This window comes from Dyella japonica (genome assembly GCF_040545895.1).
Classification (GTDB): Bacteria; Pseudomonadota; Gammaproteobacteria; order Xanthomonadales; family Rhodanobacteraceae; genus Dyella; species Dyella japonica_D.
This window is the reverse complement of record NZ_JBEPMU010000005.1, coordinates 454,595-481,171: the sequence shown is the minus strand read 5'-3', so window position 1 is coordinate 481,171 and position 26,577 is coordinate 454,595. Positions and strand designations below refer to the sequence as shown.

The 26,577-nt window shown below is 64.0% G+C and carries 23 protein-coding genes; 10 read left to right on the top strand and 13 right to left on the bottom strand.

From position 1 onward, the window contains the following. Window positions 1-23: 23 nt before the first annotated feature. The 3 genes from recF to dnaA form a co-directional block, all read right to left on the bottom strand. The gene (recF, locus tag ABIC75_RS17895; RefSeq protein ID WP_354015248.1) at window positions 24-1,118 is read right to left on the bottom strand and encodes a DNA replication/repair protein RecF; all 1,095 of its coding nucleotides are present in this window, start codon (window positions 1,116-1,118) and stop codon (window positions 24-26) included. 79 nt (window positions 1,119-1,197) lie between these two features. Further along, complete coding sequence (gene dnaN / locus ABIC75_RS17890; RefSeq protein WP_354015247.1) at window positions 1,198-2,298, bottom strand: DNA polymerase III subunit beta; 1,101 nt, start codon at window positions 2,296-2,298, stop codon at window positions 1,198-1,200. Window positions 2,299-2,549: 251 nt separating this feature from the next. After that, window positions 2,550-3,902 carry a chromosomal replication initiator protein DnaA gene (gene dnaA / locus ABIC75_RS17885; protein WP_354015246.1) on the bottom strand — a complete coding sequence of 451 codons (1,353 nt, stop codon included), beginning with the start codon at window positions 3,900-3,902 and terminating at the stop codon, window positions 2,550-2,552. A gap of 212 nt (window positions 3,903-4,114) precedes the next feature. On the opposite strand from dnaA, the gene rpmH reads away from it, so the two are divergent. The 6 genes from rpmH (at window position 4,115) to ABIC75_RS23100 (ending at window position 11,038) form a co-directional block, all read left to right on the top strand. After that, window positions 4,115-4,252, top strand: a complete 138-nt coding sequence (rpmH, locus tag ABIC75_RS17880; protein WP_038622724.1) for a 50S ribosomal protein L34 — start codon at window positions 4,115-4,117, stop codon at window positions 4,250-4,252. 13 nt (window positions 4,253-4,265) lie between these two features. Beyond that, window positions 4,266-4,664 carry a ribonuclease P protein component gene (gene rnpA / locus ABIC75_RS17875; RefSeq protein ID WP_354015245.1) on the top strand — a complete coding sequence of 133 codons (399 nt, stop codon included), beginning with the start codon at window positions 4,266-4,268 and terminating at the stop codon, window positions 4,662-4,664. A gap of 58 nt (window positions 4,665-4,722) precedes the next feature. Continuing rightward, window positions 4,723-6,414 (top strand): membrane protein insertase YidC, encoded by a 1,692-nt coding sequence (gene yidC, locus ABIC75_RS17870; RefSeq protein ID WP_354015244.1) that lies wholly within the window; start codon window positions 4,723-4,725, stop codon window positions 6,412-6,414. Window positions 6,415-6,488: 74 nt separating this feature from the next. Beyond that, window positions 6,489-7,829 carry a tRNA uridine-5-carboxymethylaminomethyl(34) synthesis GTPase MnmE gene (gene mnmE, locus ABIC75_RS17865; RefSeq protein WP_354015243.1) on the top strand — a complete coding sequence of 447 codons (1,341 nt, stop codon included), beginning with the start codon at window positions 6,489-6,491 and terminating at the stop codon, window positions 7,827-7,829. Between the two features lie 137 nt (window positions 7,830-7,966). Further along, on the top strand, window positions 7,967-8,317 hold the full coding sequence (locus ABIC75_RS17860) for a DUF805 domain-containing protein (protein ID WP_354015242.1): 351 nt from the start codon (window positions 7,967-7,969) through the stop codon (window positions 8,315-8,317). 159 nt (window positions 8,318-8,476) lie between these two features. Next, window positions 8,477-11,038, top strand: a complete 2,562-nt coding sequence (locus ABIC75_RS23100) for a DNA translocase FtsK 4TM domain-containing protein (RefSeq protein ID WP_436407940.1) — start codon at window positions 8,477-8,479, stop codon at window positions 11,036-11,038. Here the strand turns inward: ABIC75_RS23100 and rbsK are convergent. Both rbsK and ABIC75_RS17840 read right to left on the bottom strand, forming a co-directional pair. Then, window positions 11,030-11,926, bottom strand: coding sequence for a ribokinase (gene rbsK / locus ABIC75_RS17845; RefSeq protein ID WP_354015241.1), 897 nt, complete (start codon window positions 11,924-11,926; stop codon window positions 11,030-11,032). The two genes, ABIC75_RS23100 and rbsK, sit on opposite strands and share 9 nt — an antisense overlap. Before the next feature lie 133 nt (window positions 11,927-12,059). Next, the gene (locus ABIC75_RS17840; protein WP_354015240.1) at window positions 12,060-12,506 is read right to left on the bottom strand and encodes a hypothetical protein; all 447 of its coding nucleotides are present in this window, start codon (window positions 12,504-12,506) and stop codon (window positions 12,060-12,062) included. 146 nt (window positions 12,507-12,652) lie between these two features. Between ABIC75_RS17840 and ABIC75_RS17835 the strand changes: the two genes are divergently transcribed. Next, window positions 12,653-13,351: a glutathione binding-like protein gene (locus tag ABIC75_RS17835; RefSeq protein WP_354015239.1), complete on the top strand. Its 699-nt coding sequence runs from the start codon at window positions 12,653-12,655 to the stop codon at window positions 13,349-13,351. A gap of 124 nt (window positions 13,352-13,475) precedes the next feature. Further along, entirely contained in the window at window positions 13,476-15,752 is a 2,277-nt protein-coding gene (locus ABIC75_RS17830) for a S9 family peptidase (RefSeq protein WP_354015238.1), read from the top strand. A gap of 964 nt (window positions 15,753-16,716) precedes the next feature. Here ABIC75_RS17830 and ABIC75_RS17825 read toward each other — a convergent pair. The 7 genes from ABIC75_RS17825 to lptM all read right to left on the bottom strand — a co-directional run bounded on the left by ABIC75_RS17825 (window position 16,717) and on the right by lptM (window position 22,435). Further along, complete coding sequence (locus ABIC75_RS17825; RefSeq protein ID WP_354015237.1) at window positions 16,717-17,331, bottom strand: hypothetical protein; 615 nt, start codon at window positions 17,329-17,331, stop codon at window positions 16,717-16,719. Window positions 17,332-17,367: 36 nt separating this feature from the next. Next, window positions 17,368-18,705 carry an ATP-dependent protease ATPase subunit HslU gene (hslU, locus tag ABIC75_RS17820; RefSeq protein ID WP_354015236.1) on the bottom strand — a complete coding sequence of 446 codons (1,338 nt, stop codon included), beginning with the start codon at window positions 18,703-18,705 and terminating at the stop codon, window positions 17,368-17,370. A gap of 126 nt (window positions 18,706-18,831) precedes the next feature. Next, window positions 18,832-19,365, bottom strand: coding sequence for an ATP-dependent protease subunit HslV (hslV, locus tag ABIC75_RS17815; RefSeq protein WP_354015235.1), 534 nt, complete (start codon window positions 19,363-19,365; stop codon window positions 18,832-18,834). Between the two features lie 204 nt (window positions 19,366-19,569). Then, the gene (xerC, locus tag ABIC75_RS17810; RefSeq protein ID WP_354015234.1) at window positions 19,570-20,457 is read right to left on the bottom strand and encodes a tyrosine recombinase XerC; all 888 of its coding nucleotides are present in this window, start codon (window positions 20,455-20,457) and stop codon (window positions 19,570-19,572) included. 4 nt (window positions 20,458-20,461) lie between these two features. Next, window positions 20,462-21,145 carry a DUF484 family protein gene (locus ABIC75_RS17805; protein WP_354015233.1) on the bottom strand — a complete coding sequence of 228 codons (684 nt, stop codon included), beginning with the start codon at window positions 21,143-21,145 and terminating at the stop codon, window positions 20,462-20,464. Window positions 21,146-21,230: 85 nt separating this feature from the next. Further along, window positions 21,231-22,064 (bottom strand): diaminopimelate epimerase, encoded by an 834-nt coding sequence (gene dapF, locus ABIC75_RS17800; protein ID WP_354015232.1) that lies wholly within the window; start codon window positions 22,062-22,064, stop codon window positions 21,231-21,233. Further along, the gene (gene lptM, locus ABIC75_RS17795; RefSeq protein WP_354015231.1) at window positions 22,064-22,435 is read right to left on the bottom strand and encodes an LPS translocon maturation chaperone LptM; all 372 of its coding nucleotides are present in this window, start codon (window positions 22,433-22,435) and stop codon (window positions 22,064-22,066) included. Before lptM ends, dapF begins: the two co-directional genes overlap by 1 nt. A 156-nt stretch (window positions 22,436-22,591) precedes the next feature. On the opposite strand from lptM, the gene ABIC75_RS17790 reads away from it, so the two are divergent. Continuing rightward, window positions 22,592-23,275, top strand: a complete 684-nt coding sequence (locus ABIC75_RS17790) for a hypothetical protein (RefSeq protein WP_354015230.1) — start codon at window positions 22,592-22,594, stop codon at window positions 23,273-23,275. An 863-nt stretch (window positions 23,276-24,138) separates the two neighbouring features. On the opposite strand, the gene ABIC75_RS17785 is transcribed toward ABIC75_RS17790, so the two are convergent. Continuing rightward, window positions 24,139-24,603 carry a GNAT family N-acetyltransferase gene (locus ABIC75_RS17785; RefSeq protein ID WP_436407939.1) on the bottom strand — a complete coding sequence of 155 codons (465 nt, stop codon included), beginning with the start codon at window positions 24,601-24,603 and terminating at the stop codon, window positions 24,139-24,141. Window positions 24,604-24,990: 387 nt separating this feature from the next. Here ABIC75_RS17785 and ABIC75_RS17780 point away from each other — a divergent pair, with 387 nt between their 5' ends. After that, the gene (locus tag ABIC75_RS17780) at window positions 24,991-26,511 is read left to right on the top strand and encodes a RimK family protein (protein WP_354015228.1); all 1,521 of its coding nucleotides are present in this window, start codon (window positions 24,991-24,993) and stop codon (window positions 26,509-26,511) included. Window positions 26,512-26,577 lie beyond the last annotated feature (66 nt).

Below are 26,577 nucleotides of genomic sequence, written 5' to 3'. Positions count from 1 at the left end.
GGGCTGGGGACATAATCGGTTGATTATAGCAGGGGGCTGATACGTCCCTGTTCCACGTGGAACACCTGCGTGGGACCGCATTGCAGAGCCTCCGGAACCTCCGTGCCAGTGACCAAGACCTGAGCACCGACCGACCTCAACTGGTTCACGACGGCGGCTTGATGCGCCTTGTCCAGCTCGGAGGCTAGATCATCCAGGCAGACGACGGGCCACTCGCCCCGTCTTTCCGCGTAGAGCGCCGCTTGAGCCAGCACACAGCCAAGCGCCGTGAGCTTCTCCTGCCCGCGCGACAAGTGCTCACGCTGCGGCGCATGTTCGAACACGATGGACCAGTCAGCTCTGTGGGACCCCATGGTGGTGTGGCCCCTGGCGAGATCTCTCCCGCGCTGGCTGGCCAGCAAGTCGCCCAATGCACTTTCTTCGGACCAGCCTCGGCGGTACTTCATTTCCACCGAGCCAAGCTCGGGCAACAGACCCGCCATCGCTTGTTCTATATGGGGGCGAAGAGCCTCCAAATACAGGGTGCGAAGCCGGTCGATCACTGCTGCCGTGGCGTCTAGCTCGGCCTCCCAAGGGAGAAAAAGTGCCTCTGGCGCCGCAGATGCGGCACGGAGCAGCGAGTTTCGCTGCTTGAGCGCCCGCTGATAGCGCCTCCACGCGGACATGAATTCATGTTCCACGTGGAACACGCCCCAATCGAGGTAACGGCGCCGTTCTTCAGCCCCGCCCGCAATCAGCGCGTGTGAACCCGGTTCGAAGCAGACAACGGCGCATTCGCCAACCAGCTCGCTCAAACTGACGGCCTCGCCGTCTATCCGAGCCTCCCATCGGGCTCCCTGCCTGCCGAGCCCTAGGCGGCGCACACAACCATCTGCGTGCCTAAGTTCCGCAAAGACCGACAACGCCTCGGCACCACGTTCGAGCAAGGCATCTTTGGCCCCGGAACGGAACGATCGGGCATGCGACAGCAGGAAGGCTGCCTCCAGGATGCTGGTCTTCCCTGCCCCATTGGCTCCAGCGAACACGGTAACGCCGAGTTGCAGCGGGATCACCGCATCGCCCAGACAACGCAAACCACGGATACGAAGGCTTTCCAGCCACATCAGCAAACGGCCCAAGCAAGAACGCCGGAGCGTCTCTCGACGGCTCCGGCGTTCGTTTCTTGCTTGCCCGACTCAGGCAAACGGAACATCGACATCAGAGGCGAAGCGGCATGATCACGTGGCGTGCCTGGTCGTTGTCGTCTTCCTGTACCAGACAGCTCGACTGCGCGTCGCGCAGGTTCAAGCGCGCACGCTCGCCGCGCAATGCGGCCAGCGCGTCCAACAGATAACCAACGTTGAAGCCCACGGCCAGGTCAGAAACCGGCGTATCGGCCTCGAGCTCTTCCACCGCCTCTTCCTGCTCCGGGTTGTGCGCCACGATGCGCAGCTTGCCCGGCGACAGTTCCAGCTTCACGCCGCGGTACTTTTCGTTGGAAAGAATCGCCGCACGCTGCAGAGCCCCGCGCAGTACTTCGCGATCCAGCGTGGCGTGCTTGTCGGCGCCCAGTGGAATCACCGCTTCGTAATCCGGGAAACGACCGTCGATGAGCTTGGAGGTGAACACCACATCGCCACGGCGGACGCGCAGGTGGTTACGGCCGAATTCGAGCTCCACTTCGCCATCGCCCGTCTCGAACAAACCGATCAGCTCGTTCACGCCCTTACGGGGGATGATGATCTGGCGGCGCGTGGAAACCTTGCTGTCCAGCTTGGTTTCCTTCAACGCCAGGCGGTGACCGTCGGTAGCCACGCAACGAAGCGTGTGCTCCTGGAGGTCAAGCAGCATGCCGTTCAAGTAGTAGCGCACGTCCTGATTGGCCATGGCGAAGGCCGTGCGTTCCATGAGATCGCGTAGCACTTCTTCCGGTAGCGCTACTCGCTCAACCAGCTCTATTTCATCGATGGTCGGGAATTCGGTGGCCGGCAACGTGGCGAGCGTGAAGCGGCTACGCCCTGCATTCATGGCGACGCGATCGCCATTGAGCTTCAACTCGATCTGCGCGCCATCCGGCAGTGCGCGCACGATGTCGAACAGTTTGCGCGCAGGAATGGTGATTTCACCATCGACCAGCCTGTCGGCGGCCGTGGTGGCGATCATTTCCACTTCGAGATCGGTGCCGGTCATCGACACTTTGCCGTCGGCTACCTTCACCAGCAGGTTGGCTAGAACCGGGAGCGTTTGTCGGCGTTCGACGACGCCAACGACCTGCTGCAACGGTTTGAGCAGAGCTTCTCGTTGAATGCTGAATTGCATGTATGCGCTTCCCCAATCCTGCTTTTCTGTTTTTAAAAGAAGTTCTGTAGTGGTGGTAGGCGGCGTGGATAACTCAAAAAACTGAAATTATCCATGAGAATCAAGGTTTTACCCGATTCTCACATTGTGTTCCAAAGAGCCTGATCACTGTGGGCCGATTGTGGATAACTTTCCAGTCCAAATCGTCCACCTATTATCCACAGGTTGCCACCGTACTTTTCAAGCAATCCGTGCACAGCCGCCCTGCTTCCTCAACCCGTGAGGATGCGGATGAGCTGTTCCCAATCCTGACGCATGCGTGTGTCGGTCTCGCAAAGCTTCTTGATGGTGCGGCAGGCGTGCAGCACCGTCGTGTGGTCGCGGCCGCCGAAGGCCTCGCCGATCTCCGGCAGGCTGTGTTCGGTCAACTCCTTGGACAGCGCCATCGCGATCTGGCGAGGACGCGCCAGCGAACGCACGCGACGCTTGGACAACAGATCCTGCAGGCGCACCTGGTAGTAGTCGGCGACGATCTTCTGGATGTTGGGCACCGTCACCGCCTGCGCGTGCGTAGCCAGCAGATCGCGCAGGGTTTCTTCCGCAAAGTCGATGGTGATGGGCTTGCCGTAGAAGTTCGCACGCGCCGCCAGCGTGTTGAGCGCGCCTTCGAGGTCGCGCACGTTGGAGCGGATGCGTTTGGCCAGCAGCATCGCCACGTTTTCGCTCACCGCCACGCCCTTGTCGTGCGCCTTGGAAAGCAGGATCGCCGCGCGCGTTTCGAAGTCCGGCGGCTCGATCGCCACCGACAGGCCCCAGCCCAGGCGCGACTTCAGGCGCGGCTCGAGCTTGTCCACTTCCTTCGGGTAACGGTCGCAGGTAAGGATGATCTGCTGCTTGGACTCGAACAACGCGTTGAAGGTGTGGAAGAACTCTTCCTGCGTGGTGTCCTTGCCAGCGAAGAACTGGATGTCGTCGATGAGCAGCGCGTCCACCGAGCGGAAGCGTCGCTTGAACTCGTCCATGCTCTTGGTGCGTAGGGCCTCGATCATCGAGCCCACGAACTGCTCCGAGCGCAGGTAAAGCACCTTGAAGTCCGGATTGCGCTCGCGCATCAGGTTGCCGGTGGCGTGCATCAAGTGCGTCTTGCCCAGACCGGTGCCGCCATACAGCAGCAGCGGGTTATAGGCGCGGCCCGGATTCATGGCCACCTGCATGGCGGCGGCCTTGCCCAGCTGGTTCGACTTGCCTTCGACGAAGGTTTCGAAGGTGTAATGCGGGTCCAGATTGTGGCTGAAGCTGGGCGGCGGGACTTCGGCCACGGCCGGCGCGGGCTTGACCGGTGCCGCCACGGGCGCCGGCGCCTTGCCGCTCGCGGTGGCGCGCGGCGAGCTGGAACCCACCTCCAGGCGAACCGTCAGGTCGTGACCGGTCAGCTGGCTGATCACCGTTTCGATGCGCGCCAGATAGCGCTCACGCACCGTCTCCAGCGTGTATGGGTTCGGCGCGAACAGCTGCAGGCCATGGGTGTCGTCGCGTGCCTGCAGTGGCATCAGCCAGGTGTGCAGGTCTTCGGCGTTCAATTCGCCCTCGAGGCGCTCGAGACAGCGCCGCCACAGGTCACTCATGGGAAGTCTTCAACCACTGGAAGGAGCGCTTTCGCGCGGGGTGGACCGGCAAGTCTAGCAGCACGAACCCTCCTTCATGGCATGGATATCCACACGGATATCCACAGGAAGTAAACAGCCTTTTGTCAACCCGCGAAATACCCCCATTTGACAAGCGCCAAACTTCCCTCGCATAATTTCCAACCTTTTTACCAACTTAACCGGAGGAAGCCATGTCCAAGCGGACCTTCCAGCCCAGCAAGCTCAAGCGTGCCCGCACCCACGGCTTCCGTGCTCGTATGGCAACGGCCGATGGCCGCAAGGTGCTGAACGCACGTCGCGCCAAGGGCCGCAAGCGCCTGATCCCGTAAGCGGCTCGCCACCATGCGTGCCGCCGGCCTGCCGCGTGAAGCGCGGTTACGGAGCGCCGGTGATTTTGCAGCTCTGCGACATACCAGCGGCCGCCTCGGCGGCCGCTGTTTTTCTGTGCGCTATCGGGTCAACGAACTGGGCCATCCGCGTCTTGGCCTGGCCATTTCCAAACGCGTCTCCAAGCGCGCGGTCGATCGCAACCGCATCAAGCGCCTGGTGCGCGAATCTTTCCGTCGTGCCCGCCTTGACCTTCCGCCCGTCGACCTCATGGTGATGGCGCGCGAGCAGGCGTGTGGCCTGCCCGGCCCGGAGTTGCTCGCCGAATTGCAGCAGCTGTGGAAGAAACTGCGTTCCGCGAAGGTCGAGCCCACGTTGAAGCCGGGCGACCCGACCGGCACAATCGTGCGTTGACCTTTTTCCATCCCCTTCCGCGGCACGGCGTCGCGGCATGCACCGGATCTGCTCCGCGATGAATCAAACGCGTACGTTCCTCATCTTTGCCCTGCTGGCCGTGGCCTATCTCCTGTTCCAGGCCTGGGAGAAGGATTACGGCCCGCAACCGCCGGCGGCCGCCGCGCCCGTCGCGGGAACCAGCACTGACAACAGCGTGCCCGGCGCCAGCGCCTCCACCGCGCCCGCCGCCGTTCCCGGCACCGTCAGCGAAGCGTCCGCGCAATTGATCACGGTCAGCACCGATGTGCTGCGACTGACCATCGACACGCGCGGCGGCAGCGTGGTGCGCTCGGAGCTGCTCAACTATCCGGCGGTGCCGCGCACCAAGAAGGATCCCGACCCCGCGCCGGCTCGCCTGCTCGATGACGACCGCGCGCAGTACTTCGTGGCGCAGAGCGGCATCGTGAGCAACCAGGGCGACGCGCCCGATCATCGCGCCGTGTTCGCGACCGCGCAGACCAGCTACGCACTCACCCAGGGCCAGGACGACCTGAAGGTGGACCTGACCTGGCAGAACGCCGCCGGCCTCAAGGTCACCAAGACCTTCGCGCTCAAGCGCGGGAGCTACGTGGTCACCGTTGACCAGAAGATCGAGAACGGTGGCAGCGCGGCCTGGGCCGGCAACACCTATGAGCAGCTGCAGCGCGTCGCACCGACGCAGCAGAAGAGCTGGCTGCAGAACTTCACCGATCCCTCGTCGCACAGCTTCTATGGCGCTGCCTGGTACAGCCCGGAAGACAAGATGACCACTCTGCCGTTCACCGACTTCGCCAAGAAGCCGCTGAACCACGCCATCACTGGCGGCTGGGCGTCGATGCTGCAGCACTACTTCTTCGTGGCGTGGATTCCGGCCGCGCAGGACGCCAGCACCTACAGCACCAGCGTGATCAATCCGGATACCGCCCAGCCGGTGTACCTGATCCGCACGGTCGGCCCGTCCATCAGCGTGGCACCGGGCCAGAGCGCAACGAGTGCGTCGCGCCTGTACATCGGCCCGAAGCTGCAGGGCACGCTCGATTCGGTGGCGCCCGGTCTGGACCTCACCACCAATTACGGCTGGCTCACGGTAGTGGCGCAGCCGTTGCACTGGTTGCTGTCGCAGCTGCACGCCATTGCCGGCAACTGGGGCGTGGCGATCATCCTGCTCGTGCTGCTGCTGAAGGGCGCGCTGTGGAAGCTCACCGCCGCGCAGTTCCGTTCCGGTGCCCGCATGCGCAAGCTGCAGCCGCGCGTGAACGCTCTGAAGGAGCGTTACGGCGACGACAAGATGAAAATGCAGCAGGCCATGATGGAGCTGTACAAGAAGGAGAAGGTCAACCCGATGTCGGGCTGCCTGCCGGTGCTGATCACCATGCCGGTGTTCTTCGGCCTGTACCGCGTGCTGATGGAAAGCGTCGAGCTGCGCCACGCGCCGTTCTTCGGCTGGGTACACGATCTTTCCGCGCCCGATCCGTTCTTCGTGTTGCCGGTGATCTACATCCTGGTGATGCTGGCTACGCAGTGGCTCACCCCTGCCGCCGCGGGCATGGATCCGGCACAGCAGAAGATGATGAAGGTGATGCCGGTGGTGTTCGGCTTCTTGTTCCTGTTCTTCCCGGCCGGCCTGGTGCTGTACTGGGTCATCAACGGCCTCACCAGCCTGACCCAGCAGTGGCTGATCACGCGCAGCGTGGATCGCGCGGAAGAGAAGGCCAAGGCGGCGGCCTGATTAGAAGCAAGGCGTCGCAGGAAAAGGCCGCTGACGCGGCCTTTTTCTTGGCCAGCAAGCCGCATAATTCCCGCATGACTCACACCGACACCATCGCCGCCATCGCCAGTGCACCCGGTGCCGCCGGCGTCGGCGTATTGCGTGTGTCCGGACCCGCCGTGCCCGCTATCGCCGCTGAATTGTTCGGCCGCGATCCCGAACCGCGGCGCGCGCATTTCACGGCGTTCCGCGAAAGCGACGGCGAACTGATCGATCGCGGTCTGCTGCTCTACTTCCCCGCACCGGCCTCCTACACCGGCGAACACGTGCTGGAACTGCAAGGTCATGGCAGCCCGGTGTTGCTCGACGCACTGTTGCGCCGCGTGTGCGCGATTGGCGCGCGATGGGCGCGGCCAGGCGAATTCACCGAACGCGCCTTCCTCAACGGCAAGCTCGATCTCGCGCAGGCTGAAGCCGTGGCCGATCTCATCGCGGCGCGCTCGCACGCCGGGGCGCGCGCCGCGCTGCAATCGATGGAAGGCGTGTTCTCGCGCAAGGTGCATGATCTGCTGCAATCGCTCATCGCGCTGCGCGTGCACATCGAGGCGGCCATCGATTTTCCCGAAGAGGAAATCGATTTCCTGGCTGACCCGGTGATCACTCAGCAGCTGCACGCATTGCGTGCCGAGCTCGATGCGCTATTGCACGAGGCGCAACGCGGCGTGCGCCTCAACGACGGCTTGCGCGTCGCCATCATTGGACGTCCAAACGCCGGCAAATCCAGTCTGCTCAATGCGCTCGCCGGCAGCGACCGCGCCATCGTCACGGACATCGCCGGCACCACGCGCGACGTACTGCGCGAACAGCTCAACCTCGACGGCATCGCGCTGGAACTGGCCGATACCGCGGGCCTGCGCGACACCGACGATCCGGTCGAACGCGAAGGCGTGCGCCGTGCCCACGGCGAACTGGCGCGAGCCGACGTCGCACTGCTCGTCACCGATGTCGGACACGCAGAACACGACCTGGCGCTGCTGGCCGACCTTCCTTCGCACGTCGAGCGCATCGTCTTCGTCAACAAGATCGACCTTGGCGATCATGCGGTAGGCTACGACGTTCGCGCCGACGCCATCTGGGTCTGGGCTTCCGCGAAAACCGGCGACGGACTGGAAGCGCTGCGCAACCATCTCAAGCAGCTTGCCGGTGCGGGCGGCGGCGAAGGTGCCTTCAGCGCGCGCCGACGCCACGTGCTGGCGCTGGAACAAGTGGCCGTGCATCTCGCGCGCGCTGATGATGTGTTGCAGGCCACACGCGCCGGCGAACTCGCGGCCGAAGAGTTGCGACAAGCCCAGCATGCGCTCGGTGAAATCACCGGTACCTACAGCAGCGACGATCTGCTCGGGGCGATCTTCAGTTCATTCTGCATCGGAAAGTAAGGCGCAATACGTAAGGCGCACGCAGATTTCAGCAGATTCCGATAGAACGCTTGCCGCCTTCCCCGCATCGTAGCGCGACCTGCTGCATAACGGTCGCGCACTCGCGTGACCCTCTGAAACAACGATGGGGAATTTTCATGGAATGGTATTTGAAAGTGCTCAAGCAGCACTACGCGGACTTCAGTGGCCGCGCGCGCCGCAAGGAATATTGGATGTTCACGCTGGTGAACATCATTATCGCCTTTGTGTTTGGCTTCGTCTGTGGGTTGATCAAACTACCTGCGTTGAGCATGGTTTACTCGCTGGCCGTCCTGGTTCCCGGTATCGCCGTTACGGCGCGCCGGCTTCACGATATCGGCAAGTCCGGCTGGTTCATGCTGATTGCGTTGATTCCGTTGGTCGGTCTCTATCTGATCTATGTGCTCACGCTCGAAGGCGACAACGGCAATAACGCCTACGGTCCGAATCCGAAAGCGGTGCTCGCCTGACGAAAATGGCCGGCCATGCGCCGGCCATTTTCTCAGCTCTTCACGCCAAACGCGCCAAAAAGCTCCCTAAACAGCACGTCTTGTGGCGCGACGCGCTAACGTTCGCGAGGCGTTGGCGCTAACATGCTGAGTTTGCAAGCGGTCGCTCGTGATTCCGGCATGCTCCATCTCTTCTTCGGTGCCCTCGGGCTATCCACACTCTGGTTGATTCCATGGATTTGGCGCCTCGCCAGGAGTTTGCTGGCCAGGCGCAGCCTGTCCCGTGGCGGTGAAGGCACGATCCGCTTCTGGTTGGGCGCGCTCGTGGTCATCCTGGCCAGCGCAACGTTGGAAGGTCTGGTCATCGACCAGTACACCGACGATCCGAATGCTGGTGGCGTTGTTTGCCGGGCCCTTTCGCGCCTCATCGGCGGCCTGCTTGGCGGGTGGCTGACCACCGTCGTCATGCTCGGTGCCATCGCGGTCGCGCTGCCGTGGTATCTCGGCATGAACTGGCGGGCGATGTTCAAGCATGTGTCTGCCGGCGTGGACGTCATTGCCGCACTGCTTCAGCGTGCGATCGATGCGTTGGCTGCGCGTCGCAGTTCATCGACGGGTCTTCGATCGAATGGCGCCGTGCGTCGCCCGAAGCGGGTGGAACCTGCTGCGCGGCGCGCGAAATCCGCCGCCACGCGTCGCGTACCGGCTGCGGCAGCCGTTGTTCCTTCGCCGAAACTCACGCCCGCGCCGGAGACGGAAGTGCGGCCGGCACCCGTTTCCATGTCGCGCGTTCGTCAGGCCGCGCAGCACGAGAAAGTGATACGCGAGCCATGGCTGACACCGAAACGCGGCCAGCCTGCTCCACCCGAACCGAGGGTGACCCCAGGTCGTCTCGCGACGGTCGTGCCCATCGCGCCGAAGACGACCGCGGCCGCTACAACCACGACGCCCGAGCCTGCAGTTCCCGCGGTCGATTTGCCAATCGGCATCGACACTACCTCGGCGTCTTCGTCACCCGTTGCCGAACCGATGGTCGACACCGCCCTCGCGGTTCCGGAAGATGAGCCCATGCCGGCGAACGCGGAAGAATTATCCGTCGATCTTCCCGTCGAGCCCGACGTCGATCTCGCTGCCGTGAGCGCATTGCCGGTGAGCACGTCGGTCGTAGCGGCGCGCCGTCTGGCAGCCAACGACGAAGAGCCGAGTCCTGCGCCAGTCACCGTCATGGCATCGCCTTCGAACGTCGCGACGCGTCAACGCACGTCCGTCATGTTGCCACCGCTTTCGCTGCTTGCCGCACCACGTCAGGAATTCGCTGCCATCGACGATGCACAGCTCGCCGAGACCGGCGAACTGATCGAGCAGCGCCTGCGCGAGTTCAAGGTGCCCGTGGCGGTGGTGGGCGCATCCGCCGGGCCGGTCATCACGCGCTTTGAAGTGGAGCCCGCCGTGGGTGTGCGCGGCAACCAGATCGTCGCGTTGATGAAGGATCTCGCCCGCGGCCTGGGACGGACGTCCATACGCGTGGTCGAGACCATTCCCGGCAAGACCTGCATGGGCCTGGAGTTGCCGAACGAGCAGCGCCAGATGATCGCGCTGTCCGAGATTCTCGATTCATCTGCTTATCGCGATTCCGATTCGCTCCTGACCCTCGCGATGGGCAAGGGCATCACGGGCGAATCGGTGGTAGCCGATCTGGCCAAGGCGCCGCACATGCTGGTGGCCGGCACGACCGGCTCGGGCAAATCCGTCGCGGTGAACGCGATGATTTTGTCGATGCTCTACAAGGCCACGCCCGACGATGTGCGCATGATCATGATCGACCCAAAGATGCTGGAACTCTCGGTGTACGAGGGCATTCCGCATCTGCTGGCGCCGGTGGTGACGGACATGAAGCTCGCCGCAAACGCGCTGGCATGGTGCGTGGGCGAGATGGAGAACCGCTATCGCCTGATGTCGGAACTGCGCGTGCGCAATCTTGCCGGGTACAACCAGAAGATCCGCGAAGCGCAGGCGTCTGGACGTCCATTGCTCAATCCGTTTCCCGCGCATCCGGAGGTGCCGGAGAAACTCGATACGCTGCCCATGATCGTGGTGGTGATCGACGAGCTGGCCGACCTGATGATGGTGGCCGGCAAGAAGATCGAAGAACTCATCGCGCGCCTGGCGCAAAAGGCGCGCGCGGCGGGCATCCATCTCATCCTCGCCACGCAGCGTCCGTCGGTCGACGTGATCACCGGCTTGATCAAGGCGAACATTCCCACGCGCGTCGCGTTCCAGGTGTCGTCCAAGATCGACTCGCGCACCATCCTGGACCAGATGGGCGCGGAAACCCTGCTCGGCCAAGGCGACATGTTGTTCCTGCCGCCCGGTACCGGTTATCCACAGCGCATCCATGGCGCCTTCGTGGCCGATGAGGAAGTGCATCGCATCGTGGCGCACCTCAAGCTCTATGGTGAGCCCGACTACAAGGAAGAAATCCTCGCCGGCCCGCCGAGCGAAGGGTCAGGCGAACTCTTCGGCGAGGAAGGCGGTGATGCCGAACTCGATCCGCTGTACGACGAAGCCGCAGCCTTCGTGTTGCGCTCGCGTCGCGCATCGATCTCGTTCGTGCAACGGCAGTTCCGCATCGGCTACAACCGCGCCGCGCGATTGGTCGAAGCGATGGAAGCGGCTGGACTCGTTTCGTCGATGGGCATCAACGGCCAGCGCGACGTGCTGGCGCCGGGGCCGTCAGACTGATCGATCGCGCAGGAACTGATCGAGTTCTCGGCGACTCGGCATGCCACCTTGTGCGCCGAGCTTGGTCACCGACACCGCCGCCGCCGCGCAGGCCTTGCGTACCGCCGTCGGCAGGCCTTCGCTCAGGAATACCGCCAGCGCGGCATTGAAGGTGTCGCCGGCGCCGGTGGTATCGACAGCAGTGACTTTGAAACCCGGCTGATGCTGCGGCTCGCCGCCATCGCGATACCACGCGCCGTCGCTGCCACGCGTCAGCACGACTGGCGTGGGTGCGTGCTTCATCAGCGCGACGAAATCTTCATCGCTGTCCGCACCGAGCAGGATCGCCAGCTCGTGCTGGTTGGGCGTGAGGTAGCGCGCCAGCGTCAGCCATTCCACCGGCAAGGTCTGCGCGGGCGCGGGATTGAGGATGACCGGCTTGCCCAGTTTATGACCGAGCCGAAGCGTGGCCTCGACGGATTCAAGCGGGATTTCCATCTGCACGAGGATCGCATCCGCACTGGCCAGCGTGGACTGTGCACGCTCGATCTGTGCGGGCGTGACGCGCGCGTTGGCCGCGGGCACGACGATGATGTGGTTCTCGCCTTCGGCGACGGTGATCGAGGCCGTGCCGCTGCCGCAGTCGGCGATGCGCGCAACGTGATCGAGCGAAACGCCTTCGTGCGCCAGGCCATCGTGCAGCTGCGCGCCGAAGGCGTCATCGCCCACGGCACCGACCAGCGCCACGTCCGCGCCCAGGCGCGCAGCGGCCACAGCCTGGTTGGCGCCCTTGCCGCCGTGCACGGTGAGGAAGCGTTCGCCAAGAATGGTTTCGCCGGGTTGGGCAAAGCGCGATGCCAGCGTCACCAGATCCATGTTGATGCTGCCGATCACGACGACGCGTGCCATACCTGCTCCATCCGTTCTTCATGCGAGGACGGAAAGGATAAGGGATGGCGCCAACGTGCAGCACGCGGCGCCACAACACCACGATGCCTCTCCAGGCGGAAACCGGAACGCGTAGTGCGATGGCGCGCGCCGCTCAGCCGCCGCTGCTGCCCGCTGTCGACGGCACGTTCTGCCCGCGCTTCTCCTGCATGCGCTCCATCGCCTTTTCGCGCATGGCCTTCCACTTGTCGCGCTGTTCCTGGGTGAGCACGCCGCCGATCTGGCTTTCGCTGTCCTGCATGATCGTCATCGCCTTGGTGCGACGGTCGGCCGGCTTGAGGCTGCTGTCGCCGTGCAGCGACTGCAGCTGTTGGTCGCGTTGCTGCAGCATCGGGCCAATCTTGGCCTGTTGATCCGGCGTCAGCTGCAGCTGCTTGGTCAGTCGCTGAAGCTGCGTCTGCGCATCAAAGGCGTGCATGTGTTGATTACCGGGCGCAGGCGGGTTGCCGCCGGCACCGGCGGGGGCGCCTTGTTGGGCGAAAACGTGACCCGACAGCGTGACGGCCAGCGCGAGCGTAGCGAGTGCGGGAAGGCGTTTCATGGGCGGCTCTCCTTGGGGTTACCAGCGGGAACGCGGGCACGCAACGGCGGTTGACGGTGGTGCTGCCGGCCCTGGCTTGAATCCAAGCCTAGCGCCCCGAACATCAACAGACCGTCCCCACACATTGTCCAGCTCAGGGAACCGTCATGATCGAATTGCACTACTGGCCCACGCCCAACGGCCACAAAATCACGCTTTTTCTCGAAGAAACGGGCACGCCCTACACCATCAAGCCGGTGAACATCGGCAAGGGGGAGCAGTTCCAGCCAGCCTTCCTGGCCATTGCGCCCAACAACCGCATGCCGGCCGTCGTGGATACCGCGCCGGCGGATGGTGGCGAGCCGGTCAGCGTGTTCGAGTCCGGCGCGATCCTGCAGTATCTCGCCGAGAAAACCGGCCGTTTCCTGCCGGCCGACCTGCGCGGCAAATACACCGTGCTGGAATGGCTGTTCTGGCAGATGGGCGGGCTAGGCCCGATGCTGGGGCAGAACCATCACTTCAACCGCTATGCGCCGGAAAAGATTCCCTACGCCATCGACCGCTACGTCAACGAGACGCGCCGCCTGTACGGCGTGCTGAACAAGCGCCTGGAAGGCCGCGCCTTCATTGCCGGCAACGACTACACCATTGCCGACATGGCGGCGTATCCGTGGATCGTGCCGCATGAAAACCAGGGCATGACGCTGGACGATTTCCCGCACCTGAAGGCCTGGTTCGAAGCGATCCGCGAACGCCCGGCCACCCAACGCGCCTATGCCCTGGGTGACGAGATCAAGGGCAGGTTCGACCTCACCACCGATGAGGAAGCGCGCAAAATCCTGTTCGGGCAAGGGGCCAAAGCCTGATCCACGGCGGTGCGTTCGATATCGAATGCACCGCTTTTCATGGGAAATCGCTGGCTTCCGGGCGCACTACGCGGTCTAATCGCCGCTTGTTCTTACGTACGACGCGTCGCCCAAGGAAGTACTCATGCGCGCCCTCTTCTTTGCCGCCCTGACGATGGTGGCCTTGCCGACCATGGCCGAAAAACTCACGATCGAACGCATCTTCGACGGTGGAAACCTGGCTGGCGCCGCACCGCGCGGCCTGGAAATTTCTCCCGACGGCAGCCGCGTGACCTTCCTGCGCGCCCGCCCGGACGACCAGTTCCAGCTGGATCTGTGGGAATACCAGCTCAAGGACAACAAGACGCGCCTGCTGGTGGATTCGAAGAAACTCGAACCCAACGGCGAGCAGTTGTCGGATGCGGAAAAGGCGCGACGCGAGCGCGAGCGCACCGCTGGCTTGCATGGCATCGTGAGTTACCAGTGGTCGCCGGATGGCAAGCAGTTGCTGATCCCGATCAACGGCAAGCTCTATGTGGTTGCGCTGGCCACGCCTGATGCTGCGCCTACGCAGCTCGACACCGGCGACAACGTGATCGATCCCAAGATCTCGCCCAAGGGTCGCTATGTCTCTTACGTGCGCGACCAGAATCTGTGGGTGATCGACCTCACCACTGGTGAAGCGAAGCAGCTCACCCACGACGGCGGCGGCACCGTGCACAACGGCGAAGCGGAGTTCGTGGCGCAGGAGGAAATGGATCGCAGCACCGGCTATTGGTGGGCGCCCGATGATTCGGCCATCGCCTTCGAGCGCTACGACGAAGCGAAGGTGCCGGTGACCAAGCGCACCGAGTTGTTCGCCGACCACACCGACGTGGTCGATCAGCACTATCCCGCGGCCGGCGCGGCCAATGTCGCCGTGAAGCTCGGCCTGGTCTCGCCCGGTGGCGGCCAGCCGCGCTGGATCGACCTGGGCAAGGACGCGGACATCTATCTCACCCGCGTGAACTGGCTGCCGGATGGCAAGCGCCTCACCTATCAGCGCATGCCGCGCAGCCAGCAGAAGCTGGATTTGCGACTGGTCGATGCGAAGACGCTGGCGCAGCGCACGTTGCTCACCGAAACCAGCGACACGTGGATCAACCTCAACAACGACCTCACCTTCCTCAGGGACGGCAAGAGTTTCCTGTGGGGCAGCGAGCGCAGCGGTTATCACCATCTGTATCTGTATGGCCTCGATGGCACGCTCAAGCACGCGGTGAGCGAAGGCGACTGGCCCATCGACGGACTGCTGGCGGTGAACGAACACACGGGCACCGTGTTCGTGGCATCGAACAAGGACGCCGTGCCGGAGAAGCAGATCTACGCGCTCAAGCTCGACGGCAGCAACGCGAAAGCACCTGCGCGCGTCAGCCAGGGCGCGGGCACGCATGCGGCCACGTTCGCGCCGGATGGCAGCTTCTATCTCGACAACTTCTCCAGCGTCGACACGCCGCCGCAAGTCAGCCTGCACAAGGCGGACGGCAGCCTCGTCACCTGGATCGAGCCGAACAAGCTCGATGAAAAACACCCGTTCTGGCCTTTCCGCGATAGCCTGATCAAGCCGGAATTCGGCACGCTCAAGGCGGCCGACGGCCAGACGCTGTACTACCGCCTCTACAAGCCGGCCGGATTCGACCCCGCGAAGAAGTACCCGGTGTTCGACACGTACTACGGCGGCCCGCACGCGCAGATGGTCAGCAACCTGTGGGGCGATTACTTCAACCAGTACATGGCCAATCAGGGCTTCGTGGTGTTCACGCTCGACAACCGCGGCATGGCCCGCCGCGGCCGCCAGTTCGAGAACGCCATCTACCAGCAGCTCGGTGCCGCGGAAGTGGACGATCAACTGGTCGGCATCCGCTGGCTGAAATCGCAATCGTGGGTCGACGGCAAGCACGTCGGCGTATTCGGCTGGAGCTACGGCGGCTACATGACCACCATGATGCTGGCCAAGGCTTCCGATGAACTGGCCGGCGGCGTGGCCGTGGCGCCGGTGACCAACTGGCGTCTCTACGACACCTTCTACACCGAGCGTTACCTCGGCCGCCCGCAGGACAACGACGCCGGCTACACCCGCAGCTCGCCCATGGCCTGGCTCGATGGCCTCACCTCGAAGCTGTATCTCGTGCACGGCATGGCCGACGACAACGTGCTCTTCCTCAACTCCACCGAGTTGATGGCGGAGCTGCAGAAGCGCGGCACGCAGTTTCAGTTCATGGCGTATCCGGGTGCGAAGCATGGACTCAATTTGCCGGGACAGCGCAGCCACGTGTATCACCTGATCGAGAATTTCTTTCAGCAGCAGGTGAAGGGGGCGGCGGCGCCGGTGCCGGTTGCGCCGAAGCCGGTGGTGCAGCCGGCGGCTGCGACGACGCGGTAGGTCTTTGCTCGTCATCCCGCCGTACCCCCAAAGGGGCGAGGCCGGGATTCCAGTTTTCGGATCGCTTGGTTGTCGCGATGTGGCTAGGTTGCTCGCCTGCGGCGGGCTTCCGACCTCCTGCCGGAGGCCGGGTCACTTTCTCTTGCTTGCCCAAGAGAAAGTAACCACCGAGATGGTGGCAATGCCAAAGAGAAAGGCACCCCGGATGACGCGCCTTCCGTCCGATGGACGGAAGGTACGCGTGCGGGTTGCGGGGTTTTTCGACAGGACATCCGTGTCCTGTCGAAAAACTGGCCGCATCCCTGCGGCCACCCTACGGGCTTTCCTCCACCCGCCCGCCGCTGTCATACGGGGACCCCAAGAGCCAGAGCCAAAGCTCGCAGCAGTAGTGTTTTCGCGAGCACCCGCCCCCCTCTCCCCAACCCTCTCCCACAAGGGGAGAGGGAGAAGTGCCGTGCACGGAGAGGACGTGAAGAGCGGAGCCAAAAGCAAAGGCCGATGCGCAGCGAGGCTCCGCTTTAAGTCCTCTGCGATTCGGGCGCGTTGCGCAGCGCTGCGGAGTACCCGCTGTGTGGCCTCCCATGGGTGTCCCGCGCCAACCAGCCTCAAGCGTTCGGGCTTATCCCAACACGATGCTGCGAGCCCTTGCTCTGAAGGCCATTTTCTTTGGGTTACTTTTCTTTTGGGCCAGCAAAAGAAAAGTGACTCGAGCGGCGGCAGCCGATCGAAACGCCCGCCGCGTAGGCGGCCAGGTCGCGGGATCACCGCAGACGAGCGACAACAACGCTCCCGCGACAACCAACTAGAAAGTCACAGGCCGCCCAGCCGCCGGCCACCAAAAAGTCCCCCTGCCCGCGCCACCACGATGAGAAGCAAAAACGCGGACCACCCCACTCCTTCCGAACGACAACCAAAAAGAAAGGCCGCCCTAAAGGCGGCCTTCTTTCATCTCAATCAACAACAGTTACTGCGCATGCCCCACACCCGAATCGCCCTGCTCCAGCGGCGGCGGCGTGCCAGCCACGGCCAGCAGCGACGTGGCATAGCCATCCTCGATGCTCACCGTCGACACCTCATCCCACGAGAAGAACGACGCCTCACGCAGCCATTCCGCATCCGGCGAAATCTCCTGCATGTTGAAGCCATCCTCTTCCACGCTGATCAGCCGGCCGATGTAACAGACCTCCGACTCGTCCTCGCTGTCCACGTGCACACCGATGACCGGTGCCTGCGCAGCCGCGGCCTGGATCACGCTGCGGATGTCGTCCAGCGGGAAGCCGCGTGGCGTCCGCGGCATCAGGTGTTTGAGCACCAGCGCCTTTTCCATGAAGGGGGCGTGTTTGTCCGGTGCTTCCAGTTCGGACACGTCGCGGTGACGCATCACATACATGCCGTCATAGGTGATGCCATCGCCGACGACCCACAGCAGAAAGAATTCACGGCCAACACCACCCACGTAACCACAGAAGCTGCCGTGTTCGAGTTCGCCGCGCCATAACCGGACCAGCTGATGCTGCTGCTGCGCTTCGCGTAGCTGGGCCCGCTGTCCGGTGGTCTTCAGTTCAATCACATTTCCCATGGTCAAAATTTTACCAGCCCGGGGCTTTCCCCTTGTTTACAGGATGTAACGCGACAAATCCTCGTCCTGGACCAATACGCCGAGGTTTTTATCGACATATTCGGCGTCGATCGTGTAGTTTTCGCCGGATTTGTCGGCAGCTTCGTAGGAGATCTTCTCCAACAGGCGCTCGATGACTGTGTGCAGGCGGCGGGCGCCGATGTTCTCGGTCCGCTCGTTCACCTGGAAAGCCACCTCAGCCAGACGGTCGATGCCTTCCTCGGTGAAATGGATCGTCACGCCCTCGGTACCCAGCAGGGCGATGTATTGCTTGGTCAAGGCGTTATGCGGCTCGCGCAGGATGCGCTTGAAGTCGCCTACCGACAGCGCCGACAGCTCCACGCGGATCGGCAAGCGGCCCTGCAGCTCCGGAATCAGGTCCGAGGGCTTGGCCAGCGAGAACGCGCCCGAGGCGATGAACAGCATGTGGTCGGTCTTGATCGGGCCGTACTTGGTCGACACGGTGGAGCCTTCCACCAGCGGCAGCAGGTCGCGCTGCACGCCTTCACGGCTCACGCCGGCACCGCCCCATTCGGAACGCTGGGCGATCTTGTCGATCTCGTCGATGAAGACGATGCCGTTCTGCTCGGCCGACTGCATGGCCTGCGCGCGCACTTCTTCCTCGTTGAGCAGCTTGGCCGCTTCCTCTTCCACCAGCATCGGGCGGGCCGCCTTGATGGCGACCTTGCGCTGCTGGGTCTTGGCGCCGCCCATGTTCTGGAACATCTGGCGCAGCTGCTGGCCCATTTCTTCCATGCCCGGCGGGGACATGATTTCCACGCCGACGTTGGTTGCGAAGTCGAGCTCGATCTCGCGATCGTCCAGTGCGCCTTCGCGCAGCTGCTTGCGCAGCTTCTGGCGGGTGTCGTTCTGTTCGTTGCTGGGCGTGGCGTCGTGCGACCAGTCGGACGGCGACTGACGGCGCGGCAGCAGTGCATCGAGGATGCGGTCTTCGGCGCGGTCTTCGGCCTGCGTGCGCACGCGCTTCATGGCCTGCTCGCGGACGAGCTTGTAGGCCACGTCGGCGAGGTCGCGCACGATGGATTCGACATCCTTGCCCACGTAGCCCACCTCGGTGAACTTGGTGGCTTCCACCTTCACGAACGGCGCGTTGGCCAGCGTGGCGAGGCGGCGGGCGATTTCGGTCTTGCCCACGCCGGTGGGACCGATCATCAGGATGTTCTTGGGTGTCACTTCATCGCGCAGCGACGGTTCGAGCTGCATGCGGCGCCAGCGGTTGCGCAGCGCAATGGCCACGGCGCGCTTGGCGTCGTGCTGGCCGATGATGTAGCGGTCGAGTTCGTTGACGATTTCGCGGGGAGTAAGTTCGGACATGAGTTCACCGGAAAGGATGGGTTTTCTCGTCATCCCAGCAAAAGCCGGGATCCAGTGTCGTTGCCTTGAAGGCGCTGGGTCCCGGCTTGCGCCGGGACGACGATGGGGAGCCGTCGCGCCGTGCGCTTACAGCTCCTCGATCGTGGTGTTGTGGTTGGTATAGATGCAGATGTCACCGGCAATTTTCAGCGCACGCTCGACGATGGCGCGCGAATCCATCTCGGTGTTTTCCAGCAACGCTAGCGCGGCGGACTGCGCATACGGGCCGCCCGAACCGATGGCGATCAGGCCATGCTCGGGTTCCAGCACGTCGCCGTTGCCGGAGATCAGCAGCGAGGCTTCCTTGTCGGCCACGGCGAGCATGGCTTCCAGGCGGCCCAGGCGGCGGTCGGTGCGCCATTCCTTGGCCAGTTCCACCGCGGCGCGGGTGAGGTTGCCGCCGTGCTTGTCCAGCTTCTGCTCGAACAGCTCGAACAGGGTGAAGGCATCAGCCGTGGCGCCGGCGAAACCGGCCAACACGTTGCCCTTGCCGAGGCGGCGGATCTTGCGGGCGTTGGCCTTCATCACCGTGTTGCCGAGGGTGACCTGGCCATCGCCGCCAATCACGACCTGCCCGTTGCGGCGCACCGAAACGATGGTCGTGGCGTGAAAGGATTCCATGGGGGACTCCGTAAAGAGTGAATTCGCCAGAGGTGGGGCCGCGCGGGCGGAAACCAAGCCAGGACGCCGCTGGCCCGGCAGGAGCATCGTCCGTAGTTCTACGGAAAGGCTGCGCCCGGCGGTGGTCCCAGGTCATGGCAAGCAACGCTGACAACCGCTGTCTGCGGGCCGCTGAGCGACGTCACCGACGGTCCGTCGCGCCGATCATTTGCGCTTGGCACGCGGGTGCGCCGCGTCATAGACCTTGGCCAGGTGCTGAAAATCCAGGTGCGTATAGATCTGCGTGGTGGCGATGTCGGCGTGACCGAGCAACTCCTGCACCGCACGCAAATCGCCGGACGATTCGAGCATGTGGCTGGCGAATGTATGCCGCAGCAAGTGCGGATGAATGCGCTTGGCCAAGCCTTGCTGCAGCGCCAGCGTCTTCAATCGCAGTTGCACCGTGCGTGGGCTGATCGGCGCGCCGCCACGACCCTTGAACACCGGCTGCTCGGCAAGGATGCCTTCCGCTTCGCCGAGCGCGCGCAACGCGGTCACCGCGTGACGACCCACCGGCACGATGCGCGTCTTGCTGCCCTTGCCCAGCACGCGTACTTCGCCGGCATGCAGATCCAGGTCGATCCAGCGCAGGCCGGTAAGTTCGGACAGACGCAGGCCGGATGAGTAGAACAGTTCCAGCATGGCGCGGTCGCGCAGGTTCAGCGCGCCCTCGGTGTGCGTTTCCACCAGCGAGGTGGCTTCATCCACGTCGAGCACCTGCGGCAGCTTGCGGTGCACCTTCGGGCCGCGCACGCCGGCGAGCGGATCGTGATCGAGCGAGCCTTCGCGCGTGAGTTGGCGGAACAGGCTGCGGCACGACGACAGCAGGCGCTGCAGGCTCTTTGGCGACAGGCCCGCGCGATGTTCCGCGGCCACGAAGCCGCGCATGCGATTGGGTTCGAGCGCGCCGAAATCCGCGACGCCCTGTGCTTCCATCCAGCGCAGCAGCTTGGCCAGATCGCGGCGATAACCATCGACCGTATGCACCGAAGCCTGCCGTTCCCCCGAGAGCCGGGACAGCCAGGCGTCGACCTGGGCCTGCGGATTGGGCATGGTGTTACATGACTTCCTGGGCGCGGCGCAGCGCGGCGGTGACGGTGCCCGCGATCATCTTGAGGAACACTGTGCCCATGCCCGGCTGGAAATGGTCGGCGTCGCCGCTGCCGATGGCCAGGATGCCGAACTCGCCCAGCGGCATCATCGCGGCGGAGCGGATCTCCGGCGCGTGATCGCCGAACAGGCGGTAAAGGCGCTCGGCCGAGAGGCGGCCGGCGATCGGCTCGTGGTGCGCGAGGAAATCCGAAAACTCCGGCACCTGCGAGCGCCCGCCCGGAATGTGCACCAGCCAGTCGGCCGGCGGCAGGCCGATGGGACCGAACAGCATCAGGCGCACCTGATCGGTCTGGAAATCGTCGGCGAGCCGCGCCACCACGCTGCGCGCGGCCACGGCCGGCGTGCCGGCACGCAGCACGGCGAGGTTGAGTTCGTGCACCCGCTGCATCAGGCGCTCGTTCTCGGCGGCAATGTTGATGAGGCCAGCCAGCTGCTTTTCCAGCTCCGCGTTCTTCTCGCGCAGGCTCTGCAGCTGGTAGACGGCCAGCGAGGCCACCCGACCCTGCTCGCGCGGCAGCGTGAGCTGCGCGGCGATGTCGGGATAGTCGGTGAGGAACTCCGGATGGCGCCGCAGGAAAGCCGCGACGTCGCTTGCGGAAAGCGTGTCGGCAATGGCGGTGTCGGACATGGCTACCTCAGCAGGATCGATGCGTCGCGGGCCGAGTGTGCGGTGTTCGGCTACCGGCTTCAACCGACACGGACAGGAACCCGCGTCAGCCCAGCCATTCGCCTTCGAAAACGAAGGTGGCCGGCCCGGTCATCCACAGCGTTTGTCCCGGGCCGGCCCATTCGATGGTCAGCGTGCCGCCGGGCAGCGTCACCTGCACTTTCTCGTCCACCTCGTCGCGCAGACGCAGGACGGCCATCGCGGCGCAGGCGCCGGTGCCGCAGGCCAGCGTCCAGCCGCTGCCGCGTTCATGCACGCGCAGGCGCAGCTGGCCGCGATCGATCTTCTGCACGAAGCCGGCGTTCGCGCCGTCGGGGAAACGTTCGTGGCTGGTCAGCATGGGGCCGACGCGATACAGCGACGGCGCCTGCAGGTCGGTCACTTCCAGCACGGCGTGCGGATTGCCCATCGACAGCGCACCGATTTCCAGCACGTCGCCACCCACGTCCATCGAATAGCGATCGGCCTGCCCGTCGGCGCGGAACGGAATGTGCTCGGGCGCCAGGATAGGCACGCCCATGTCGACCGTGACTTCGGTCGGGCCGCTGAGGCGCACCGTCACCGGCCCGGACGGGCTTTCCAGCCGCACCATATCGCCGATGGCCAATTCGCCCGCGCGATGCAGCCACGCTGCCACGCAGCGCACGCCGTTGCCGCACTGGCCCGACGGTGTGCCGTCGGCGTTCCAGATGCCGTAGTAGAACGCGCACGACGCATCGCGCGGCGGCTCGATGCTGATCAGTTGATCGAAGCCCACGCCCATGTGGCGGTCGGCAATGGCGCGGATCTGCTCTTCGTTGAGCGGAAACGCGCGCTGCCGGCAGTCGACCATCACGAAGTCGTTGCCGATGCCGTGCATCTTGGAGAACGGAAGCTTCATTACATGAACTTGCCGCCGGTGATCCGGCCGTTGGCGTCCAGTTCGGCGAAGTAGCGGCTATTGTTCGTGCGCATCTCGCGTGTGGCGATGCTGCCCGGCAGCACCAGCAGCACATCCGGGTACGCCGCCTTGAACTGGTCGGGCGTGGGATGCGTGGCAATGAATGCGTCAAACGCGGTCATGTCGGTGACGAAGCCGCGCACCGCTGCCGGCGCCGCTACAGCCGGCTTCGTCGCCGGCGCAACCGGCGCGGCGGGATGCACGGTGGCTGCCGGCGTGGCCTTGGGCATATAGAGCGGCCCCTTGTTGCCGCATCCGGCGAGCAGGGCGAAAACGGTGCACAGCGGAAGCAGCAGGAGTGATCGGCGCATGTCGGGGTATCCGGCGGGAACCCGCGCAGTATAGGCAAGCCCCGAAAACGTGGCGAGCGAACGGTTTTGCGCGTTCAGCGGCCGGCGATGCCGCGCCAGCCGCTATGATGCGGCCGTCGCCGCCGCGAGCGGTTTGAATGCACAAGAAGTACGACGATGGATTGGACCGCGCTGCTGCGCCTCCCTTCGACGATCCTGCTGATCCTGGCAGTGATCGCACTGATGTTCACGCTGTTCCAGCTGGTGGCGCTGCGCCAGCGCCTCGATGACCGGCAACGGCTGGCGGCGGCGGGGCGCTCCGCGCTGCTGATCGTGGGCTTCGCCGTCACGCTGGCATTGACGGGCATGGGTTTCGCGCTGCGCGGCTATCGCCTGCTCAGCGAGGAAACGCCGGTGGTGGAGATCGACGCGCGCATCCTCTCGCCGCAACGCTGGTCGCTGGTGCTGCACTGGCCCGACGGCGCCACGCGCCGCGTGGACGTGGCGGGCGATGCCTGGCGCGTCGAAGCCGTGGTGCTCAAGTGGAAACTGCCCGCGATGCTGGCGGGCGTGCCGCCTCTGTATCGCCTCGATCGCTTGTCGGGTCGCTATGACGATGCCAACGATGAAATGCACGCGCCGCGGACGGTGGTGGATTTCCGCGAAGCCGGTGGTTTCGATCTGCTCGACTTGCACAAGGAGTATCCGCGCTGGGTGCCGGACGTGGATGTGTTGTTCGGCAGCGGTGTGTTTTTGCCGTTGGTGGATCAGGGGCATTACACGGTGAGTCTGATGCGTACCGGGGCGTTGGTGGCGAGGCCGGATGAGGCGACGGTGCAGCGGATCGCGCAGCCGTTTTGAGGTTGGGTTTTTCTTCTGCGTTCGCTTTTAGGTCGTCATTCCGGCGTGGGCCGGAGGCGCCTTACAACAGCCGGAGCCTGGTCACCCGTGGCTTTGGACTCGATTGTCGCGTGACCGCGATCTGGCTCGCCTGCGGCGGGCTTCCGTCCTCCTGCCGTAGGCCGGGTTACTTTCTCTTGCTTGCCCAAGAGAAAGTAACCACCGAGATGGTGGCAATGCCAAAGAGAAAGGCACCCCGGATGACGCGCCTTCCGTCCTTTGGACGGAAGGTACGCGGTCGGGTTACGGGGTTTTTCGACAGGACATTCATGTCCTGTCGAAAAACTGGCCGCATCCATGCGGGCCACCCTGAGGGCTTTCCTCCACCCGTCCGCCGCTGTCATACGGGGACCCCGAAGAGCCAAGAACGAAAGCTCGCCTTGGCTACGCTGCCGCGAGCACCCGCCCCTCACCCCGACCCTCTCCCACAAGGGGAGAGGGAGAAGTGCGGCGCATCGCGTATGACCTTGAAGAACGAAGCCAAAGCAACGGCCGATGCGAAGCGAGGCTTCGCTTTAAGTCCTCTTCGCATCGACGCGTGGCGGTGTAGCCGCACCGTTCATTAGGAAGATCGTGACGATCCGGGCTCCAAAACCGTCAAGGCTCGTATCCCACAGAACGCTATGAGCTCGAAGCTCTAAAGGCCATTTTCTTTGGGTTACTTTTCTTTTGGGCCAGCAAAAGAAAAGTGACTCGAGCGGCGGCAGCCGATCGAAACGCCCGCTGCGTAAGCGGCCAGATCGCGACATCGCCACATACGAGCGACAGCAACACTGCCACGACAATCCCAGCGCAAGGTCATCCGATGGATGACCAATAGGCGCTCACCCCAACACCTTCTCATACCGCCACGCATCCGCCCCATCACCGTAGTAACGGTCATACCGCCCAATCCGCCGATACCCCAGCCGCTCATACAACCGCAGCGCATCCTCGTTATCGGTGCGCACTTCGAGCCGCAGCGACGTGCAACGCCGCCGCATGGCCAGCCGCTCCGCCGCCTCCAGCAACGCAGAGCCCACGCCCTTGCCGCGTGCCTCCGCCTTGGTGGCGATCGAATACAACCGCGCCACGTGCGTGCTCTTGCGGAAGAACACCACGGCGGTGCCGAGGAAGTGGCGGTGGTTCGCGCTGGCCACCAGCACTTGCGCGCTTTCGCTGTCGAGGTGGCGGCGGTATTGGGCCCGGCTCAGGCGATCGGTGGCGAAGCTGCTCTCTTCCAGGGCAACGAGGTCATCGAGATCGGAGAGTTCGGCGCGACGCACGCGCACAGCGGCGGTCGCGGGCATGGGTGTCATCAGGGGCGGTTCCGCAGGCGCGATGAAACAAGCGGGGCACTGTAGTCCCCGCATCACTCGGGGGCAACGATGACTTGTGGCGCATTTCAGAGCGCGTTCAATCTCGGCACGTGGCGGGCCCGGGATGTAAGCAAAAGGTGCAGGCGCTGCCGTGGCGCCGTGACCATCGTGCGTTCTTGCCGTGCGCCGGTTGGCAGCAAAACCGCGATGCTCGTCAGAGGAGCCTCGCGCCGTGCCGGCAAATGTTGAACCGCCTATGAGCCGGGCCATCGACCCGCCTTGTGCCGAGCCACGCATGTGCCAAACTGCGGCCCTTGCGCCGTGCCGCCCCGTTTCCCCGCGTGACGACACTCCTCGGTTTCATCTGACAGAGGTGTCATGACCCGTCTCGTCCTTGTAGTCGAGAAGGCCTCCGACTGGAGCGTCTACTACCCGTCCGCAGACGTGGTCACAGCGATGGACTACTTGCGCGAACCCGTCGGCGTCGACGACGAGCGCACGCACGTCATCAACCTGTGCCGCAGCTACAAATACCTGGGCACCGGCTACTACGTCTCGCTGCTCGCCGAGGCGCGCGGGCATCGCGTGATGCCTTCCGTGCGCACGGTGAACGACCTGCGCCGTCGCTCGCTGTACGGCCTGGAGATCGAGGACCTGAGCGCCAAGCTCACCCATTTCCTGCCGGCCGGCGGTCGCGACACCACCGACTTCGGCATCCTCGTGTACTTCGGGCAGACCGCGCACCCGGCGCTGCAAGATCTTGCGCGCCAGGTGTTCGAAATGTTCCCCTGCCCGCTGCTGCGCATCGAGTTCGAGCGCGACCGCGTGTGGCAGATCAGCGCCATCAAGCCAGTGGGCCTGCAGACGCTCGACGACGCGCAGGAAGATGCTTTTGCCGAAGAGCTGGACCGCTTCAGCAAAAAGCTGTGGCGCAAGCCCAAGGCGCGCAAGCAGTTCCGCTACGACATCGCCATGCTGGTCGATCCGCACGAGGCGATGCCGCCGTCGAACAGGAAGGCGCTGAAATCGTTCATTGCCGCCGGCAAGGAGCTGGGCATCGAAGTCGATCCCATCGGCAAGAACGACTACCAGCGCCTGGCCGAATACGACGGCCTGTTCATCCGCGAAACCACCGCCAGCGACAACCACACCTACCGTTTCGCGCACCGCGCGGAGAAGGAAGGCATGGTGGTGATGGACGACCCCACCTCCATCCTGCGCTGCACGAACAAGATCTTCCTCAACGACCTGATGGTGTCGCGCAAGCTCGCCGTGCCGCGCACCGAAATTCTCTATCGCGACGATGCGAAGGGTTTGAAGGAGCTGTCGGAGAAACTCGGCTATCCGCTGGTGCTGAAGATTCCCGACGGGTCGTTCTCGCGCGGCGTGGTGAAGGTGGAGAACGAGGCCGCGCTCAACAAGGCCAGTGCCGAACTGTTCCAGCACAGTGCGCTGCTGCTGGCGCAGGAATTCGTGTTCACCGAGTTCGACTGGCGCATCGGCGTGCTCAACAACGAGCCGCTGTACGCGTGCAAATACTTCATGTCGCGCGGCCACTGGCAGATCTACAACCACGGCGCGAAAGGCGCATCCAAAACGGGCGACTCGGAAACCATTCCGATCGAACGCGCTCCGGCCGACGTGGTAAAGCTCGCACTCAAGGCCACGCAGGCCGTGGGCGATGGCCTGTACGGCGTGGACATCAAGCGCGTCGGCGACAAGCCGGTGGTGATCGAAGTGAACGACAATCCGTCGATCGATCACGGCGTGGAAGACGAGCACCTGGGCGAAGCGCTCTATCTCCGCATCATGCAGGAGTTCCTGCGGCGCATGGAGCGCAAGCGCGCTGGCGAAACCCCAATGAGCGCGATGCAGGACCGCGCCGTGCGCCGCTCTTGAAAACTCGGCCTGGTGGGGTGATTACGGCAGTTCTTCCCTGAACTGCCGTCACGCGGGCGCGTTCCG

Excerpts from the sequence above, each read along its gene's own strand:
- dnaN (WP_354015247.1), bottom strand. The coding sequence starts at position 2,298 with ATGCAATTCAGCATTCAACGAGAAGCTCTGCTCAAACCGTTGCAGCAG.
- dnaA (WP_354015246.1), bottom strand. The coding sequence starts at position 3,902 with ATGAGTGACCTGTGGCGGCGCTGTCTCGAGCGCCTCGAGGGCGAATTG.
- rpmH (WP_038622724.1), top strand. The coding sequence starts at position 4,115 with ATGTCCAAGCGGACCTTCCAGCCCAGCAAGCTCAAGCGTGCCCGCACC.
- rnpA (WP_354015245.1), top strand. The coding sequence starts at position 4,266 with ATGCGTGCCGCCGGCCTGCCGCGTGAAGCGCGGTTACGGAGCGCCGGT.
- yidC (WP_354015244.1), top strand. The coding sequence starts at position 4,723 with ATGAATCAAACGCGTACGTTCCTCATCTTTGCCCTGCTGGCCGTGGCC.
- mnmE (WP_354015243.1), top strand. The coding sequence starts at position 6,489 with ATGACTCACACCGACACCATCGCCGCCATCGCCAGTGCACCCGGTGCC.
- ABIC75_RS17860 (WP_354015242.1), top strand. The coding sequence starts at position 7,967 with ATGGAATGGTATTTGAAAGTGCTCAAGCAGCACTACGCGGACTTCAGT.
- ABIC75_RS23100 (WP_436407940.1), top strand. The coding sequence starts at position 8,477 with ATGCTCCATCTCTTCTTCGGTGCCCTCGGGCTATCCACACTCTGGTTG.
- rbsK (WP_354015241.1), bottom strand. The coding sequence starts at position 11,926 with ATGGCACGCGTCGTCGTGATCGGCAGCATCAACATGGATCTGGTGACG.
- ABIC75_RS17840 (WP_354015240.1), bottom strand. The coding sequence starts at position 12,506 with ATGAAACGCCTTCCCGCACTCGCTACGCTCGCGCTGGCCGTCACGCTG.
- ABIC75_RS17835 (WP_354015239.1), top strand. The coding sequence starts at position 12,653 with ATGATCGAATTGCACTACTGGCCCACGCCCAACGGCCACAAAATCACG.
- ABIC75_RS17830 (WP_354015238.1), top strand. The coding sequence starts at position 13,476 with ATGCGCGCCCTCTTCTTTGCCGCCCTGACGATGGTGGCCTTGCCGACC.
- ABIC75_RS17825 (WP_354015237.1), bottom strand. The coding sequence starts at position 17,331 with ATGGGAAATGTGATTGAACTGAAGACCACCGGACAGCGGGCCCAGCTA.
- hslU (WP_354015236.1), bottom strand. The coding sequence starts at position 18,705 with ATGTCCGAACTTACTCCCCGCGAAATCGTCAACGAACTCGACCGCTAC.
- hslV (WP_354015235.1), bottom strand. The coding sequence starts at position 19,365 with ATGGAATCCTTTCACGCCACGACCATCGTTTCGGTGCGCCGCAACGGG.
- xerC (WP_354015234.1), bottom strand. The coding sequence starts at position 20,457 with ATGCCCAATCCGCAGGCCCAGGTCGACGCCTGGCTGTCCCGGCTCTCG.
- ABIC75_RS17805 (WP_354015233.1), bottom strand. The coding sequence starts at position 21,145 with ATGTCCGACACCGCCATTGCCGACACGCTTTCCGCAAGCGACGTCGCG.
- dapF (WP_354015232.1), bottom strand. The coding sequence starts at position 22,064 with ATGAAGCTTCCGTTCTCCAAGATGCACGGCATCGGCAACGACTTCGTG.
- lptM (WP_354015231.1), bottom strand. The coding sequence starts at position 22,435 with ATGCGCCGATCACTCCTGCTGCTTCCGCTGTGCACCGTTTTCGCCCTG.
- ABIC75_RS17790 (WP_354015230.1), top strand. The coding sequence starts at position 22,592 with ATGGATTGGACCGCGCTGCTGCGCCTCCCTTCGACGATCCTGCTGATC.
- ABIC75_RS17785 (WP_436407939.1), bottom strand. The coding sequence starts at position 24,603 with ATGCCCGCGACCGCCGCTGTGCGCGTGCGTCGCGCCGAACTCTCCGAT.
- ABIC75_RS17780 (WP_354015228.1), top strand. The coding sequence starts at position 24,991 with ATGACCCGTCTCGTCCTTGTAGTCGAGAAGGCCTCCGACTGGAGCGTC.